Here is a 15,549-nt window from a genome sequence, read left to right as displayed (position 1 = left end):
CCTCTCGCTTCCATTCCTTCATCCAGCGACGATCGATTCCCGCCCTCGCGGGGGTGACAGGGGTGCGCGCGGGGCGACGCGTGAGGTGTCCTGCCCCTTGCAATGTAGGATTTCGCCTGCTTCGTCGGCACGGCGCTGGCGCCGGCTCTTTCCCAGCCACCGATATGCCCACCGCCCTCCGGCGGCAAAGTTTACAAAGGTGGGCGAATTGACGCGTTTACCGCAACTTTTGCGCGGCTCACCCGACCGTCAGCACGATCTTGCCGACATGGTCGCCCGCTTCCATCCGGCGGTGCGCGTCGGCCGCCCCGGCCAGCGGAAAACTGCGGTCCATTACCGGCTTCAGTCGCCCGGCCTCGACATGCGGCCACACCGTCCGCGCCAGTTCGTCGGCGACCAGCGTCTTGAATGACACGTCGCGATTGCGCAGCGTCGATCCGGTCAGCGTCAGGCGGCGACGCATGACGTCGAAGATCGGGATCGTCGCGGTCATCCCCCCCTGCACCGCGATCGAGACGTGGCGGCCGTCCTCCGCCAGGCATTTCAGGTTGCGCGGCACATAATCGCCGCCGACCATGTCGAGCACCACCTGCACGCCGCGCCCGCCGGTGATCTCGCGCACCCGCTCGACGAAATCCTCGGCCCGGTAGTCGATCGCATGGGTAGCGCCGAGCGCCAGCGCCGCCGCGACCTTCTCCCGCGATCCGGCCGTCACGATGATCCCGACGCCGAAGAGGCCGCACAGCGCGATCGCCATCGTCCCGATGCCGCTGGTCCCGCCGTGCACCAGCACCGTATCGCCCTCGCTCGCGAAGCCGCGCTCGAACAGGTTGGTCCACACGGTGAACAGCGTCTCGGGCAGCGCCGCCGCCTCGACCATCGACAGCGCGGCCGGCACCGGCAGGCACTGGCCGACCGGGGCGACGCAATATTCGGCATAGCCGCCGCCCGCTACCAGCGCGCAGACCGGCTGGCCCAGCAATTCGCGCTGCACGCCGTCGCCGATCGCGGCGATCTCGCCGGCCACCTCAAGTCCGGGGATAGAACTCGTCCCCGGCGGCGGTGCATAACCGCCCTTGCGCTGGAGCACGTCGGGCCGGTTCACCCCGGCGGCGGCGACGCGGATCAGGACTTCGCCGGTGCCCGGCTGTGGGACCGGACGGGTGACGGGCACCAGCACCTCCGGCCCGCCGGGTGCCTCCGGGTCGATCGCCGTCATCGTCGCTGGCAAGGTCACGCGCACCCCCGTTCGTCGCTGCCGGTTATTGACACCCGGTCCGCTCGCGTCAACGATTGCGGCCATGGACGCCGAAGACCTTCCCCGGCGCGCCCGCGATTTGCTCGCGGAGCTGGCCCGACAGGATCTCGACCCGCTGTCGGTCGAGGAATTGCGCGAGCGCATTGCCGCGCTGGAGGCGGAGGTCGCGCGGGCCCGCCGAAAAATTGAACGCGCCGTTAACCATCGTGCAAGCGCCGACGCGCTATTCAAGTCGTGAGCGCGGCGGCACCGGTCCGGGCGCTTCGGCGAACCAACCGGTGCTGGGCTGCCGCGCTTGATGAGCGGCCGATGACTTCCGACATAGTTGGAAAGGGGCCGCGCATCCGCACGGGCTCGCTGGAGTAGAGTAATGCCGTCTTTCGCATCCGCGCTAGAGAACACGCTGCACGAGGCCCTGAAGGCCGCGTCGTCGCGGCGCCATGAATATGCGACGCTGGAGCATCTGCTGCTCGCGCTGATCGACGACGAGCATGCGTCGAAGGTGATGTCGTCCTGCGGTGTCGATCTGGGCGAGCTGCAGACTACCGTCGCGCATTATCTGGATACCGAACTCGACGCGCTGAAGGTGCAGTCGGCCACCGATCCGTCGCCGACCAGCGGGTTCCAGCGGGTCGTCCAGCGCGCCATCCTGCATGTCCAGTCGTCGGGCCGCGACGAGGTGACGGGCGCCAATGTGCTGGTCGCGCTGTTCTCCGAACGCGAAAGCTACGCCGTCTATTTCCTGCAGCAGCAGGACATGAGCCGGTTGGATGCGGTCAGCTTCATCAGCCACGGCGTCGGCAAGGGGGCGACCCCGGCCGAGGCGTCCACGCCCAAGGGCGCCGACGAGGAAAAGCCCGCCAAGGGCGATGCGAAATCGGGCAAGGGCGAGAGCGCGCTCAAGCAGTTCACCGTCGATCTCAATGAAAAGGCGAAGGAAGGCCGCGTCGATCCGCTGATCGGTCGCGGGCCGGAGGTCGATCGCACGATCCAGATCCTGTGCCGCCGTTCCAAGAACAACCCGCTCTATGTGGGCGATCCCGGCGTCGGCAAGACGGCGATTGCGGAGGGGCTGGCGCGCAAGATCGTCGAGGGCGAGGTGCCCGACGTGCTCAAGGAAGCCGTCATCTACTCGCTCGACATGGGCGCGCTGCTCGCCGGCACCCGCTATCGCGGCGATTTCGAGGAACGGCTCAAGCAGGTCGTGAACGAGCTTGAGAAGCTGCCCCATGCGGTGCTGTTCATCGACGAGATCCACACCGTCATCGGTGCGGGTGCGACGTCGGGCGGCGCGATGGACGCGTCGAACCTGCTCAAGCCCGCGCTGAGCGGCGGGACGATCCGCTGCATCGGATCGACCACCTACAAGGAATTCCGCAACCATTTCGAAAAGGACCGCGCCCTGCTGCGCCGGTTCCAGAAGATCGACGTCAACGAGCCGACGATCGAGGACACGATCAAGATCCTCACCGGGCTGCGCACCGCGTTCGAGAGCCACCACAGCGTCAAATACACCCCCGACGCGATCAAGTCGGCGGTGGAACTGTCGGCGCGCTACATCAACGATCGCAAGCTGCCGGACAAGGCGATCGACGTGATCGACGAAGTCGGCGCGATGCAGATGCTGGTCGCCCCGTCGAAGCGCAAGAAGACGATCACTCCCAAGGAGATCGAACAGGTCATCGCAACGATGGCGCGCATCCCGCCGAAAACGGTGTCGAGTGACGACACCAGGGCGCTGGCCAACCTGACCACCGACCTGAAGCGTGTCGTGTTCGGGCAGGACAAGGCGATCGAGGTGCTGTCGTCGGCGATCAAGCTGAGCCGCGCCGGCCTGCGCGATCCCGACAAGCCGATCGGCAATTACCTGTTCAGCGGCCCCACCGGCGTCGGCAAGACTGAGGTCGCGCGGCGGCTGGCCGAGATCATGGGCATCCCGCTCCAGCGGTTCGACATGTCCGAATATATGGAGCGCCACTCGGTCAGCCGGCTGATCGGCGCCCCCCCGGGCTATGTCGGCTACGATCAGGGCGGGCTGCTCACCGACGCGGTCGATCAGCAGCCGCACTCGGTGCTGCTGCTCGACGAGATCGAGAAGGCACACCCGGACCTGTTCAACATCCTCCTCCAGGTGATGGACAACGGCAAGCTGACCGATCACCACGGCAAGACCGTCGATTTCCGCAACGTCGTGCTCATCATGACGACGAACGCCGGCGCGTCGGACATGGCGAAGGAATCGATTGGTTTCGGCCAGATCACCCGCGAGGATGTGCAGGAAGAGGCGGTGAAGAAGCTCTTCACCCCTGAATTCCGCAACCGGCTCGATGCGATCGTTCCTTTCGATTATCTGCCGCCCGAAGTGGTCGGCCGCGTGGTCGAGAAGTTCATCCTCCAGCTCGAACTGCAACTGGCCGATCGCGGCGTGCACATTCGGCTGGATGACGAAGCCAAGGCGTGGCTGACGGAACGCGGCTATGACAAGCTTTATGGCGCGCGCCCGATGGGTCGCCTGATCCAGGAGAAGATCAAGCAGCCGCTGGCCGAGGAACTGTTGTTCGGCAAGCTCGTCCATGGTGGCGAGGTCACGGTGCGGCTGAAGGACAACGCACTTTCGTTCGCGATAGAGCCTGCCGCACCGAAGAAGGCCGGCAAGCCCAGGAGCGGTCGCAAATCCGCGCCGGCCAAGGCCGAATAACCGCCAAGTCCTTGGCAGGAAACACATCGGCGCGGCGGGCATCCCGTCGCGCCGTTTCTTTTGTCCAACTGCGCGAAATCGGCTAGGACTCGGACGATACAGGGCGAGTCATGGCGGGGGCGATCATGCGGCGTTTCGGATTGGCGTTGGGCGTTGTCGGCAGCGTGGCGATTGGCGGCTTTGCGCTGTCGCAGGGCGGGGAGGCACAGCCTGCGGCCGGCCCGAAGGCCCGCTACTGGATCGATGCGGAAACGACCAGCGGGATGGGCGCCGGGATGAACCCGATGGCGATGCTCACCGGGCGCGGCGGCGGCAATTCGGCGCAGCGCAGCCTGTTGTTCCGGCTCGGATCGACCCAGGCGCCGACCGGCGGTGCACCCAAGGCCGACCATTTCGTGCCGCCCGTCCTGCGACTCGGCCAGTCGGTCCCCCTCGAAACGCCGGTGCCAAGGCCGCAAGAGGATGCGCGCCCGACCGACATGCAGCGGCCCAAGGGGCGGCTGCGCGTCTATTGGGGTTGCGGTGATCGCGTCGCGCCCGGCCAGCCGGTGGTGATCGATTTCGCCAAGGTCGCGGCCGGGCAGTTTCCGCCCAATTTCTGGACCGCAAAGGTTCCGGTCGAACAGGGACCGAGCCGTGCCAACAGCCGCACCTATGGCCACTGGCCCAATACGCTCGACCGGAACCGCAAGCCGTTGCACTCGGCCGCGTCGCTGATCGGCCAGCACCGCGTCGCCGGCAATTACGCGCCGGAGATCGGCTTCGCGCTGAACCAGGATTTCATGCCGGGCGTGCAGTTGCGCAGCGCGGCCGCCCCGGCCGGCGGCGTCGCGCTGAACTGGCAGCCGGTGACCGGCGCGACCGGCTTCTATGCGCTGGCGATCGGCGGGATGGGCCAGGGCGGCGGCGACAGTCTCGACATCGTGTGGTGGGCGTCGTCCAACTCGCGTGAGTTCGGCGGCGGGCTGACCGATTACCTGCCCCCGGCCACCGTCGCGCGGCTGATCGGGCAGAAGATCGTGATGCCGCCGACGCAGACCAGCTGCACCATCCCCGCCGAGGTGAAGGCAGCCGCCGGCCCCGTGCTGATGACAACGCTGACCGCCTATGGCCCCGAAGCGAATTTCGTCCACCCGCCGCGCCCGGCCGATCCCAAGGTGCCGTGGCGTCCGGAATGGACCGCCAAGGTCCGCTACAAGTCGCAGGCGATGACGCTGGCCGGCATGGACATGGGCGCGATGATGGGCGCAGCGGCGGACGACGATCGTCCGGCCAAGCCGCGCGACTGCACGCCGAAGAAGCGCGGCCTCGGCGGGCTGCTCGGCAAGGCGATCGGCGTGCCCACCGACTGCTGAGCCGGGTCAGGCCGGGGGATCGAACAGCGGCAGCGACACGTCCTCCGCCGCCGCGAAGTTCGATACGGTGACGCCGACCAGCCGGATGCCCTGTTCGGTCGGCAGCACCGACCGGATCAGCGCCAGCGCGGTGTCGCGCAGACGGTCATGGTCAGTGACAGGGGCGGTGCCGGTGCGGCTGCGCGTGATGATGTGGAAATCGGCGTATTTGATCTTCACCGTCACGGTGCGGCCATAGGCGCCGGCCTTCGCGCACCACGCCCAGACGTCGTCCGCCATCCCGAGCACGCCGGCCTCGATCTCCGCGGCGACGAGCAGGTCGCGGTTGAACGTGGTTTCCGATCCCGACGACTTGCGTTCGCGATCCGGATTTACCGGCCGGTCGTCCCGTCCGCGCGCGATCGCGTGATACCATTCGGCCGAACCGCCAAAATGCGCGCGCAGCCAGTCGACCGTCTGCGCGCGCAGGTCCGCGCCGGTTGCGATACCCAGCCGCTCCATCTTGCGCGCGGTGACCGGGCCGACACCGTGGAACCGAGCGACGGGCAGGGTCGCCACCCAAGCCTCGCCCATGTCGGGCGTCACCGCGAACTGGCCGTCAGGCTTGCGGTGGTCCGACGCCAGCTTGGCGAGGAATTTGTTGTACGAGATGCCGGCGGAGGCGGTCAGCCCGGTTTCCGCCAGGATGCGCGCACGGATTTCCTTCGCCGTCGCCCAGGCGGTCGGCAGGCCGCGCAGATTGTCGGTCACGTCCAGATACGCCTCGTCGAGCGACAGCGGCTGGATCAACGGGGTATAGTCGGCGAAGATCGCATGGATCTGGCGCGAAACCGCGCGGTACACGTCGAATCGCGGGCGGACGAACAGCAGGGTCGGGCATCGCCGTAGTGCGGTGACCGACGGCAGCGCCGATCGCACGCCGAACGCGCGTGCCTCATAGGATGCGGCGGCGACGACTCCGCGCGACGAGGCCGAGCCGACCGCCACCGGTTTCCCGCGCAACGCCGGATCGTCGCGCTGCTCGACCGACGCATAGAAGGCGTCCATGTCGATGTGGATGATCTTGCGCGGCGCCGGGGCGGTCATGGCGCCTTCGGCCTAGTCTTTTCGCAGGCGCGCGCAAGAACGGCGCTTGCCTGGCCGCCCTCTGGCGGACACCATGGCGCCACGAAAAGACAGCACGAAAAGACAGGGGGATTGCCGCATGTTCCGTTCGTCCATTGTCGCGCTGGCGCTGCTCGCCGCGCCGGCTGCCATTGCCCAGCAGGTGGAAGGGCCAACGCGCATTTTCACCGGCAGCGACCTGTTCGGGCTGGAGCAGGCAAGCGATCCGCGGATCAGCCCGGACGGGTCGAAGGTCGCCTATGTCCGCCGCACCGGCGACGTGATGGCCGACGCCATGCGCCCGTCGATCTGGCTGGTCGATGTCGCGTCGGGCAAGCAGACGCCGCTGGTGGCCAGCGGCTCCAGCCCGCGCTGGTCGCCCGACGGCGGGCGGATCGCCTATGTCGCCAACGAGGGATCGGGCGCGCAGCTCTACGTGCGCTGGGTGGCGACCGGCGCGACCGCGCGGGTCACCGGCCTGCCCACCGCGCCAAGCGCGATCGAGTGGTCGCCCGACGGCACGCGGCTCGCCTATGTCATGCTGGTGCCCGACGAGGCGACGAAGCTGGGCAAGGCGCCGCCCAGGCCCGAAGGCGCGAAATGGGCGCCCGCGCTGGAGGTGATCGACAAGGTCACATACCGCACGGATGCGGGCGGCTATCTCAAGCCCGGCTACAACCATATCTTCGTCGTTTCGGCCGAGGGCGGGGCGCCGCGTCAGTTGACGTTCGGGCGGTTCCACGACGACGGGCCGCTGTCCTGGACGCCCGATGGCCGCACGATCCTGTTCTCCGCCGTCCGCACGTCCGACTGGGAACAGGAGCCGCGCAATTCGGAAGTGATCGCGCTCGACGTGGCGAGCGGGGCGCTGACCCCGCTCACCAAGCGCTATGGCCCGGACGCCAAACCGCGCGTGTCGCCGGACGGACGGCTCATCGCCTATCTCGGCTATGACGACAAGCGCGTCAGCCACATGCTGACCCATGCCTATGTGATGGACCGCGACGGATCGAACGTCCGCGCGCTGACCCCGAACCTGGATCGCAGCATCGATGACATGGTGTGGGCGCCGGATGGGCGTACGCTGATCGTCAGCTATGACGACAAGGGGGTGAAGAAGGTCGCACGGCTGGGGATGGACGGTGCGTTGTCGCCGATCGCCGCCGGGCTTGCCGGCGGCGGGCTCGACCGGCCGTACACCGGGGGCGAGTTCAGCGTGTCAGCACGCGGTACCGTCGCCTATACCGGTGGCGACACCCAGCGGCCGGCGGATGTGTTCGTCGGCGGGCGGCGGCTGACGCGGCTGAACGACGACCTGCTGGGCACAAAGAGCCTGGGGCAGGCGCGCGAGCTGGCGGTGAGGGCGCCTGACGGGCGTGATGTGCCGTCATGGCTGGTAACGCCCCCCGACTATCGGCCGGGTACGCGGGTGCCGTTGATCCTGGAAATTCACGGCGGGCCGCACTCCGCATATGGCCCGACCTTCTCGACCGACGTCCAGCTCTATGCCGCCGGCGGCTATGCGGTGCTCTATACCAACCCGCGCGGCAGCACGTCCTACGGCGCCGATTTCGCGAACCTGATCGACAAGAATTATCCCGGCCCCGACTATGACGATCTGATCGCCGCGGTCGATGCCGCGATCGCGGCGGGCGTCGCCGATCCTGATAACCTGTTCGTCACCGGTGGCTCGGGCGGCGGGGTGCTGACCACCTGGATCGTCGGCAAGACCAATCGTTTCCGGGCGGCGGCGGCGCAGAAGCCGGTCATCAACTGGATCAGCGAGGCGCTGACCATGGACAACACGTTGATGACCTCGCGCTACTGGTTCGAGAAGAAGCCGTGGGAAGATCCGATGCACTATTGGGCGCGCTCGCCGCTCAGCTTGATCGGCAACATCACCACGCCGACGCTGGTGGTGGTGGGCAGCGAGGATTACCGCACCCCGGTCAGCGAGAGCGAGCAGCTCTACGCCGCGCTCCAGATCAAGGGCGTGCCGACGATGCTGGTCAAGGTGCCCGGCGCCAGCCACGGCGGTTTTACCGCGCGGCCAAGCCAGTCGGCGGCCAAGGCATCGGCGATCCTCGCCTGGTTCGATCGCTATCGCCGGCCCCCGGCCGCCGCGGCGGCGAACGACTGACGCAGGAGTAAGGCGTCAGCGATCCTGACCGGCGTACGCAACGAGGTCAGCAAGGTGACGCCGTACGGCGGTACGCGCTGGCGCCGGTCGAGCGCACGATGTTGCGCACGATACCCGGCGCGTCGGCCGGTCGTTCTAGGGTCAGGACCCATTGACTGCGAGGGTCATGATTGCCCGGACGTGTTCGTCCGGCAAGGAGCGGGGCGCAGCGCGTAGCGGCGCTACGCGCAAGGCTCGCGACGCAGACCGGCGGGCGCGTCCGGGCAACCGCACAAGCGGCGGGCGGATTTCGGCCCAGGGCGTCGTCGCTCCTCGGTCACGATGCACAAGCATCGCTCCGCTCCTCGCTTCTAGTCCTGAACCTAAATCCGCTCCGTCACGACCGTCGCAGTCAATGGGTCCTGACCCTAGCTCGTCAGCAGCGCCAGCAGACGCGCACCGGCGTCGAAATCGGCGCGGTGGGCGGCGGTCGCCGCGACGGCCAGCGCGTCTTCGCCCCATTGTTCGGCCTGCCAGTCGTCGTCGATCCGCGCGGCGCGCCAGATCGTGTCTGGATCGGCGGCACCTTCGACCAGCGCGAGCGCCAGCACCAGCGATCCGGTGACGGTGACGACGTGGTGGAGCGCGGCCAGTTCGAACGCATCGCGCGCCGCCACCGCTTCATCCAGCCGGACGAGCGTGGCGCGGGGCTGGGGCGTGTGCATCGCGCCCGCCGCTATCTCGAAATGGACGTCGTAACGCCCGCGCGCCCAGTCGAGCAGCGGGTCCCACGCGGCCTGCTGGCGCGCGACCAGCGGCTCGGGTTCGGCGGCGCGATAACAGAGCAGGTCGCTTTCGCCGTAACGGGCGAGGCTCTGGGCGAAGTCGGGTCGTACCGACGCGATCCGGTCGATCGCCGCGTTGGCGAGGCCGGTGAGCGGCATCGCGCGCGGATCGATATCGCCGTCAACGCCGCGCCATTCGTCCGCGATCGCCTCCGCCAGCGCGGCGGTGGGCACGGCGAGGCGCGCGCGGCCGGGAGTGCGGATCGGCTTGCCGTCGAGCGCGATGCCGAAGCCGTCGCCTTCGCTCGCGACGGTCACGTCCTTCCAGAAGCGCTTCACGCATCGCCTCCGCTGCGCCAGCGCCGGGCGAGCGCGAGCGGCACCACCGCCATCAGGTATATCGCGGCGAGCACGATCGCGACGCCCAGCGCCTTGTCCGGCCAGTCGGTCGCGCGCGCGATCAGGATCACGCCCAGCACCGCGCCCGCCGTCGCCGCAAGGCGGGTGGCGACGAGCGCGAACCAGCGCTTGCGGGCGAGGGCGTCGTCCGGGGTCATCGTGCCGAGATAGGCGCGCCGTCGACGCAGGCAAGCAGCGTGTCCGCCAGTCGCGCGGCATCGGCGATGACATGGGACGCGCCGGCCGCGTGCAGATCCTCTGGCGCGTGATAGCCCCAGTCGACCCCGACCGCGTGCGCGCCGGCGGCGCGGGCCATCGCCATGTCATAGCTGGTGTCGCCGATCATCACCGTCGTCGTCGGCGCCGCGCCCGCCTCGGCAATCGCCGCCAGCGCCATCGCGGGATCTGGCTTGGACGGGTGGCGATCGGCGGTCTGGAGCGTGACGAACCGGTCGCGCAGTCCGTGGACGTCGAGGATGATGGCCAGGCCGCGATCCGACTTTCCGGTCGCCACCCCGAGCATCCAGCCGGCCTCGTCGAGTGCCGCGACGGCATCCGCGATACCAGGGTAGAGCGGTTCGTGCGCGAAATCAGGCGTGCCGCGCATCGCGATGAAGCTGTCCTTGTAGGATTGCGCGAGCACCGCGTGGAAATCGCCCTCCGCATCCGGGTGCAAAGCCGCCATCGCCTCGACCAGACTCAGCCCGACGATGCGGTGGATCGCGGGGCGCGGCGGCGGGGCGAGGCGGTGGGCGTCGAACGCGCGCTCGACCGCCAGGCAGATGTTTGCGGCCGAATCGACCAGCGTGCCGTCGCAGTCGAACAGCGCGAGCCGGTTCATCGCCGCCACGCCCGCATCAGCTGCGCGATCGCGCGGCGGCCGGCGGCCTCGCTCGCGTCGGCGGCGGCGAGGCGGGCGGCGTCGGGCTTGTTCTGGCCGAGCTTGGCCGTGCCGCGCCACGCGGTGATTTCCAGCCGGAAGCCGATAATCGCGTCGAGCAGCTTGTCGGACGCGCGCGGATCGAGCTTGTCGCGCGTCCAGGCCGGGGCGGGGTGGCGCGCTTCCTGCTCCGCGGTCAGCGCATCGACCTGCGCGGCCAGCGCGTCGCGGTCCATGCGGCGCGCGGTCCCTTCGAGCTCGACCGCCAGATAGTTCCAGGTCGGCACCTGATCGGGCCCAAGCTCATACCAGTCGGGCCGTATATAGCCCTCCGGCCCGAGCACGGTGAACAGCGCGGCGGCACCGTCCAGATGCCGTGAGATCCCGTTCCCGCGCGCGACGTGCAGGCCGAGCGTATCGTGGTCGAGCCAGATCACCGGAACCTGTGCGACGCGCGGCCCGTCTGGCGTGGCGGCGAACAGCTGGCCGAACGTCACGTCGCGGACGAAGGCGCGCATCGCGTCGCGGTCTTCCCAGCGGAATGCCGGAGCGGGGTGCATCAGCGCCGCCCGCGCGGTGCTCCGCCCGGACGATCGCCGCCGGGCTTCCCGCGCGGGGGGCGTCCGGCGGACGTGGGACGAGCGGGCCTGTCGGACCCCGGCTTGCCGGTGCCGGGCTTCCCGCCGCGCTTTGCGGCCGGGGCCTTGGCGGGCGCGGTCTTGCGCGTGCTGGTGCTCGGCCGGTCCGGTCGCTCTGGCGCCCCGCGCGTGCGACGCTCGCCCTTGCGGTCCTTGCGGATCGCCTTGGCATGCTGCTTCGCCACCGCCTTCTGCTCGGCGCGAGTCGGGGGCGGGCCTTCGTCGGGCAGCGGACGGTCGCCGAGCGACAGGTCGAGACCCAGCGTCGTCATGCTCTCGGCGAAATGCTCGGGCAGGTCGGCTGTCACATCCACCCGGCCGCCGTCGGGATGGTCGATGCGGATGCGCCGCGCGTGGAGGTGCATCTTGCGGCTGACCCCACCGGTCAGGAACGCGTCCGCGCCACCATATTTGCCGTCACCGACGATCGGGTGGCCGATCGCCGCCATATGCACGCGCAACTGGTGGGTGCGGCCGGTGAAGGGCTGCAATTCGACCCAGGCGGCGCGATTGCCGACGCGCTCGATCACCTTGTAGCGGCTGCGCGACGGCTGGCCGTCATGCTCGCTGACGTGCATCTTCTCGCCACCGGTGCCCGGCTGCTTGGCGATCGGCAGGTCGACCAGCCCGTCCTCGATGTCGGGCACGCCGACGACCAGCGCCCAGTAGATCTTGCGCGCGGTGCGGCCCGAGAAGCTCTTGGCGAAATAGGCGGCAGCGCGCGAGGTGCGCGCGACCAGCAGCGCGCCGGACGTGTCCTTGTCGAGCCGGTGGACCAGTTTCGGCCGCCCTTCGAGATCATATTGCAGGCCGTCGAGCAGGTGATCGACATGCTCGGTCGTCTTGGTCCCGCCCTGCGTCGCGAGACCGGGGGGCTTGTTCAGCACAAACGCCTGATCGTCCTGGTGGACGACCATCGAGCGGATCAGCGCGGTCTGTTCGGCCGACAGCGGCGGGCGGGTGCGCTTCGGGCGCGGGGCGGTGGCGGGTTCGGGCTCGTTCGGCGGCACGCGCAGCACCTGGCCCGCCGCCAGCCGGTCGCCCGGCTGCGCACGGCCGCCATCGACGCGCAACTGGCCGGTGCGCGCCCAGCGCGAGACCAGGTTGAAGCTGACGTCCGGCTGGTGCCGCTTGAACCAGCGATCGAGCCGGATGCCGTCGTCGTCGGCGCCGACGGTGAATTCGCGCACTTCGCTCATGCCACGCTCCGCATGATCGAGAGACCGGCGAACAGCGCGACCACCGATCCGATCACCGACGCCGCGACATAGCCCAGAGCCACGAGGAGTTCGCCGCGTTCGAGCATCAGCGCGACGTCGAGGCTGAAGGCGGAAAAGGTGGTGAAGCCGCCCAGCACGCCGACGCCGAGCAGCAGCCGCGCCGGTTCGCCGGCCTCGCCGCGCAGCAGCACGCCAACCAGTAGCCCCATCGCGAGGCCGCCGATCAGGTTCACGCCCAGCGTACCATAGGGATAATCGGGGCCGAACGCCGCGAGCGTCCAGCGGCCGAACAGGTGCCGCGCGCCCGATCCCAGCGCGCCACCAGCCATCACGAGAAGAAGATTGCCCATTATTCGCGAGCGGTAGCGCGACACGCCGCGCGCGTCACCCCTTCGCGCTACAGGGGCCTAACCGCCGGCGCCGACGACCAGTTCGATCGCGGTGCCGCCCGTGCCGGTTTCGCGCAGCACGGCGACATAGTTCGCCCCGTCGCGTGCACGGTGCCCCGTAAGGATATGGCGGCGCGCATCAGCCTGATGACTGCTGGCATAGCCGGCGGCGGTGGCGCGGCCGTGATACCAGTCGACCACTTGCGCCACAGGGCGGGCGACAATGACGCTGGCAGCGCGCAGGCGGCACTGCGGCGTATCGCTGCCGGCTGCCTCGACGACGCGGGCGCCGTCGTGCAGTGGCAGGTCGGCGGGCAGGCGCCATGCCCAGCCGGCGGCATAGCGCAGCGTGGGCGCGCAGCGGCGCATCGCCGGGTTGGGCTGGCGCGCGGCGATCGCGGCGAGGGTCAGGGCCTCGCCGACCGTTGCGCATTGCGGGCAGGCGGCGTCTGGCTTGGGTGCCGGTGTCAGATCGCGGTCGTCGGTGTCGGGCGCCGACACAACATCGGTTGCGGGAATCGGTGCGGCGTAGGGCTGGCTCGGCGGGCGGATCGCGTCGGCGTTGGACCGTGTCGAAAGCTGGGGATCGGTCATCAGCGGGTCCTGTACCGCCGCGGCGAGCAGAGGGTCGCTGCCGCCTGTCGCCAGTTCCGCGTCAAGGGCGCCTCCCGCATCCTCCACTGCGGGCTCCGAGCCGCAGGCGGCGAGCGCCAGCGGCAGGGCGAGGAGGGCGAGGCGGGTCCGGATAGGGGGCATCGGCACGACCCTGCATGCGCCATGGTTAAGGAACCGTGGAGCGGGATGGGCGTCTTATCTTGCCAAGACACCCGCAGGAAAGCATATTGGCGTCATGCTCAACATCCTCTCGATCCTCACCGGCCTGGTATCGCTGATCTTCGTGATACCGGGCGTCGTCCCGTTTCTCGGCTGGGCCAATTGGCTGGCGCTGCCCATCGCGCTGGTCGGCCTGGTGCTGGGCGTGCTGTCGAGCAAGAACGCCGGCCGCAACCTCAACATCGTGATCCTGATCTTCGCCGTGGTGCGCCTGTCGCTGGGCGGCGGGTTCATCTGATACGAAAAGGCCCGGCGATCGCTCGCCGGGGCCCCGTCGTTGTCACGCTGCGGATAGGTCAGCGGCAGCGGGCGTTGCCGCGGTCGATCTCACGCCCGATCACCGCGCCGCCACCGGCACCGAGCAGCGTGCCGAGCAGGCCTGAGCCGCCATTGTCCAGCGCATTGCCGAGCAGGCCGCCGGCCAGGCCGCCGATGATTAGGCCCGTGGTGCCGTCGCCGCGGCGGCAGTAATAGCGGCCGTCGTTGCCGCGATAGACGCGGTCGTTCCGCGTCAGGCGGCGCGTCTGGTAATATTGCCCGTCGCGATAATAGCGATCGGCGTAATAACGGTTCTGGCCGCGTTCGTAGCGGTTGTAGTCATAGCTGCGATACTGGCGCCAGTCGCGGACGGCACGGTTGCGGTCCTGACGCGCGTCGCGGAGGTCGCGGCTATAGTCGCGCTGCGCTTCGCGCACGTCGCGGCGCGAATCGGCATTGCGCAGGTCGCGACGATAGTCACGCTGTGCGTCGCGGACATCGCGGTTATATTCGCGCGCGGCATCGCGCGGATTGGACTGCGCGGCTGCCGGAACCGCGGTCAGCCCGGTTGCGGCCAGTGCCGCGGCAAGAAAGGCGATACGCATTACATCCTCCTGTGAACGGATATGGCGCAAGAACGCCGGCCCGATCGCGGAGGTTGCGTGAACCCAAAACTACCTCGCGTTCACCTGCCCGACAGGTCGATCCGCCGGGTGCCCGGATAGGCGACGAGCAGGTCCGCGCCTGGCGCGGCGGAGATCGTGACGTCGCTTGTCACGGTCAGGCATTCGCCCGCCGCGAAGCTTGTGCCGTCCGCCTCCCCGGTTCCGGTAACGGGGACCAGCCATGCCGTCGTATCTGCTGGCAGCGACAGGCGACGGGTGCCTTCCGTCCAGCGTTCGAGCACGAACTTCGGCCCTTCGACCAGTATCGTCCGTCCGCCACCGGCATCACCGGGGCTGATGATCGGTACGTAAGGCACCGCGTCACTCACCGCGATTCCATCGTCGAGGTGGAGTTCGCGCGGGCGGCCGTAATCGTAGAGGCGGTAGGTGGTTTCCGAATTCTGCTGCACCTCGATCAGCGTCAGCCCGGCGCCGATCGCATGGATCGTGCCAGAAGCGGAATAGAGGAAGTCGCCGGCCCTGACCGGCTTCCAGTCGACGAGTTGCTCGATCGACCCGTCGAGCGCGGCGCGGCGCAGCGTCGCGTGATCGACGGGCTCGCGCGTGCCCACCGCGATGGTGGAATCGGGTTCGGCGTCGAGGATCAGCCAGCATTCGTCCTTTCCGCGCGGCAGCCCGCGCGCCCGCGCCTGAACATCGTCCGGGTGGACCTGAATCGACAGCTTCTCTGAGGTGAACAGATATTTGACCAGCAGGTCGGGCTCGCTGTCGCCCGGCGCCTGGAACCACACCTCGCCGATCGGTTCGCCGCCCGGCGCGGGATCGGCGAAGCCCGGCCACAGGCGGTGGCGGCCCCAGGGCTTTTCGACGCGGTGGGTGGCGAGCTTGGTGACCGGCATGAAGGCTCCCGGAGCGAAGGGATGGACTTTTGTGCCCTGCACAACGCGTGTCGGGCAAGCCGTGTTGCGGGCGCCCGCCAAAAACAT

At 68.9% G+C, this 15,549-nt stretch carries 16 protein-coding genes; 5 read left to right on the top strand and 11 right to left on the bottom strand.

All coding sequences use genetic code 11. The annotated features are described in order from the left end of the window. Positions 1-238: 238 nt before the first annotated feature. Entirely contained in the window at positions 239-1,219 is a 981-nt protein-coding gene (locus tag VYI76_RS11565) for an NAD(P)H-quinone oxidoreductase (RefSeq protein WP_326525104.1), read from the bottom strand. An 82-nt stretch (positions 1,220-1,301) separates the two neighbouring features. Here VYI76_RS11565 and VYI76_RS11560 point away from each other — a divergent pair, with 82 nt between their 5' ends. The 3 genes from VYI76_RS11560 to VYI76_RS11550 all read left to right on the top strand — a co-directional run bounded on the left by VYI76_RS11560 (position 1,302) and on the right by VYI76_RS11550 (position 5,311). After that, complete coding sequence (locus VYI76_RS11560) at positions 1,302-1,496, top strand: DUF1192 domain-containing protein (protein ID WP_326524890.1); 195 nt, start codon at positions 1,302-1,304, stop codon at positions 1,494-1,496. A gap of 132 nt (positions 1,497-1,628) precedes the next feature. Further along, positions 1,629-3,956: an ATP-dependent Clp protease ATP-binding subunit ClpA gene (clpA, locus tag VYI76_RS11555; RefSeq protein WP_326524889.1), complete on the top strand. Its 2,328-nt coding sequence runs from the start codon at positions 1,629-1,631 to the stop codon at positions 3,954-3,956. Positions 3,957-4,066: 110 nt separating this feature from the next. Further along, positions 4,067-5,311 carry a hypothetical protein gene (locus tag VYI76_RS11550; RefSeq protein ID WP_326524888.1) on the top strand — a complete coding sequence of 415 codons (1,245 nt, stop codon included), beginning with the start codon at positions 4,067-4,069 and terminating at the stop codon, positions 5,309-5,311. A gap of 6 nt (positions 5,312-5,317) precedes the next feature. On the opposite strand, the gene dinB is transcribed toward VYI76_RS11550, so the two are convergent. After that, positions 5,318-6,397: a DNA polymerase IV gene (gene dinB / locus VYI76_RS11545; protein ID WP_326524887.1), complete on the bottom strand. Its 1,080-nt coding sequence runs from the start codon at positions 6,395-6,397 to the stop codon at positions 5,318-5,320. 118 nt (positions 6,398-6,515) lie between these two features. Between dinB and VYI76_RS11540 the strand changes: the two genes are divergently transcribed. Next, positions 6,516-8,555: a S9 family peptidase gene (locus tag VYI76_RS11540; protein WP_326524886.1), complete on the top strand. Its 2,040-nt coding sequence runs from the start codon at positions 6,516-6,518 to the stop codon at positions 8,553-8,555. A gap of 407 nt (positions 8,556-8,962) precedes the next feature. Here VYI76_RS11540 and VYI76_RS11535 read toward each other — a convergent pair whose 3' ends face one another. Genes VYI76_RS11535 through VYI76_RS11505 form a run of 7 tightly spaced genes read right to left on the bottom strand, consistent with a single transcriptional unit; the run spans position 8,963 to position 13,601 of the window. Next, positions 8,963-9,658 carry an ATP12 family chaperone protein gene (locus tag VYI76_RS11535; protein ID WP_326524885.1) on the bottom strand — a complete coding sequence of 232 codons (696 nt, stop codon included), beginning with the start codon at positions 9,656-9,658 and terminating at the stop codon, positions 8,963-8,965. Further along, the gene (locus VYI76_RS11530) at positions 9,655-9,876 is read right to left on the bottom strand and encodes a hypothetical protein (RefSeq protein ID WP_326524884.1); all 222 of its coding nucleotides are present in this window, start codon (positions 9,874-9,876) and stop codon (positions 9,655-9,657) included. Before VYI76_RS11530 ends, VYI76_RS11535 begins: the two co-directional genes overlap by 4 nt. After that, positions 9,873-10,559, bottom strand: coding sequence for an HAD-IA family hydrolase (locus VYI76_RS11525; protein WP_326524883.1), 687 nt, complete (start codon positions 10,557-10,559; stop codon positions 9,873-9,875). Before VYI76_RS11525 ends, VYI76_RS11530 begins: the two co-directional genes overlap by 4 nt. Beyond that, entirely contained in the window at positions 10,556-11,158 is a 603-nt protein-coding gene (locus tag VYI76_RS11520) for an FMN-binding negative transcriptional regulator (RefSeq protein ID WP_326524882.1), read from the bottom strand. Before VYI76_RS11520 ends, VYI76_RS11525 begins: the two co-directional genes overlap by 4 nt. Further along, positions 11,158-12,435 carry an RluA family pseudouridine synthase gene (locus VYI76_RS11515; RefSeq protein WP_326524881.1) on the bottom strand — a complete coding sequence of 426 codons (1,278 nt, stop codon included), beginning with the start codon at positions 12,433-12,435 and terminating at the stop codon, positions 11,158-11,160. Before VYI76_RS11515 ends, VYI76_RS11520 begins: the two co-directional genes overlap by 1 nt. Further along, complete coding sequence (gene crcB / locus VYI76_RS11510; protein ID WP_326524880.1) at positions 12,432-12,806, bottom strand: fluoride efflux transporter CrcB; 375 nt, start codon at positions 12,804-12,806, stop codon at positions 12,432-12,434. The genes VYI76_RS11515 and crcB overlap by 4 nt, the downstream gene beginning before the upstream one ends. 57 nt (positions 12,807-12,863) lie before the next feature. Then, positions 12,864-13,601 carry a hypothetical protein gene (locus tag VYI76_RS11505; RefSeq protein ID WP_326524879.1) on the bottom strand — a complete coding sequence of 246 codons (738 nt, stop codon included), beginning with the start codon at positions 13,599-13,601 and terminating at the stop codon, positions 12,864-12,866. 94 nt (positions 13,602-13,695) lie between these two features. On the opposite strand from VYI76_RS11505, the gene VYI76_RS11500 reads away from it, so the two are divergent. Beyond that, the gene (locus VYI76_RS11500; RefSeq protein WP_326524878.1) at positions 13,696-13,917 is read left to right on the top strand and encodes a hypothetical protein; all 222 of its coding nucleotides are present in this window, start codon (positions 13,696-13,698) and stop codon (positions 13,915-13,917) included. Between the two features lie 58 nt (positions 13,918-13,975). On the opposite strand, the gene VYI76_RS11495 is transcribed toward VYI76_RS11500, so the two are convergent. Next, complete coding sequence (locus VYI76_RS11495; RefSeq protein WP_326524877.1) at positions 13,976-14,542, bottom strand: glycine zipper 2TM domain-containing protein; 567 nt, start codon at positions 14,540-14,542, stop codon at positions 13,976-13,978. 80 nt (positions 14,543-14,622) lie between these two features. After that, positions 14,623-15,462: a class I mannose-6-phosphate isomerase gene (locus VYI76_RS11490; RefSeq protein ID WP_326524876.1), complete on the bottom strand. Its 840-nt coding sequence runs from the start codon at positions 15,460-15,462 to the stop codon at positions 14,623-14,625. Between the last annotated feature and the right edge of the window lie 87 nt (positions 15,463-15,549).

It is taken from the genome of Sphingomonas sp., assembly GCF_035910975.1.
In the GTDB taxonomy this organism is placed as follows: Bacteria; Pseudomonadota; Alphaproteobacteria; order Sphingomonadales; family Sphingomonadaceae; genus Sphingomonas.
This window is presented reverse-complemented; position numbering and strand designations above follow the sequence as displayed.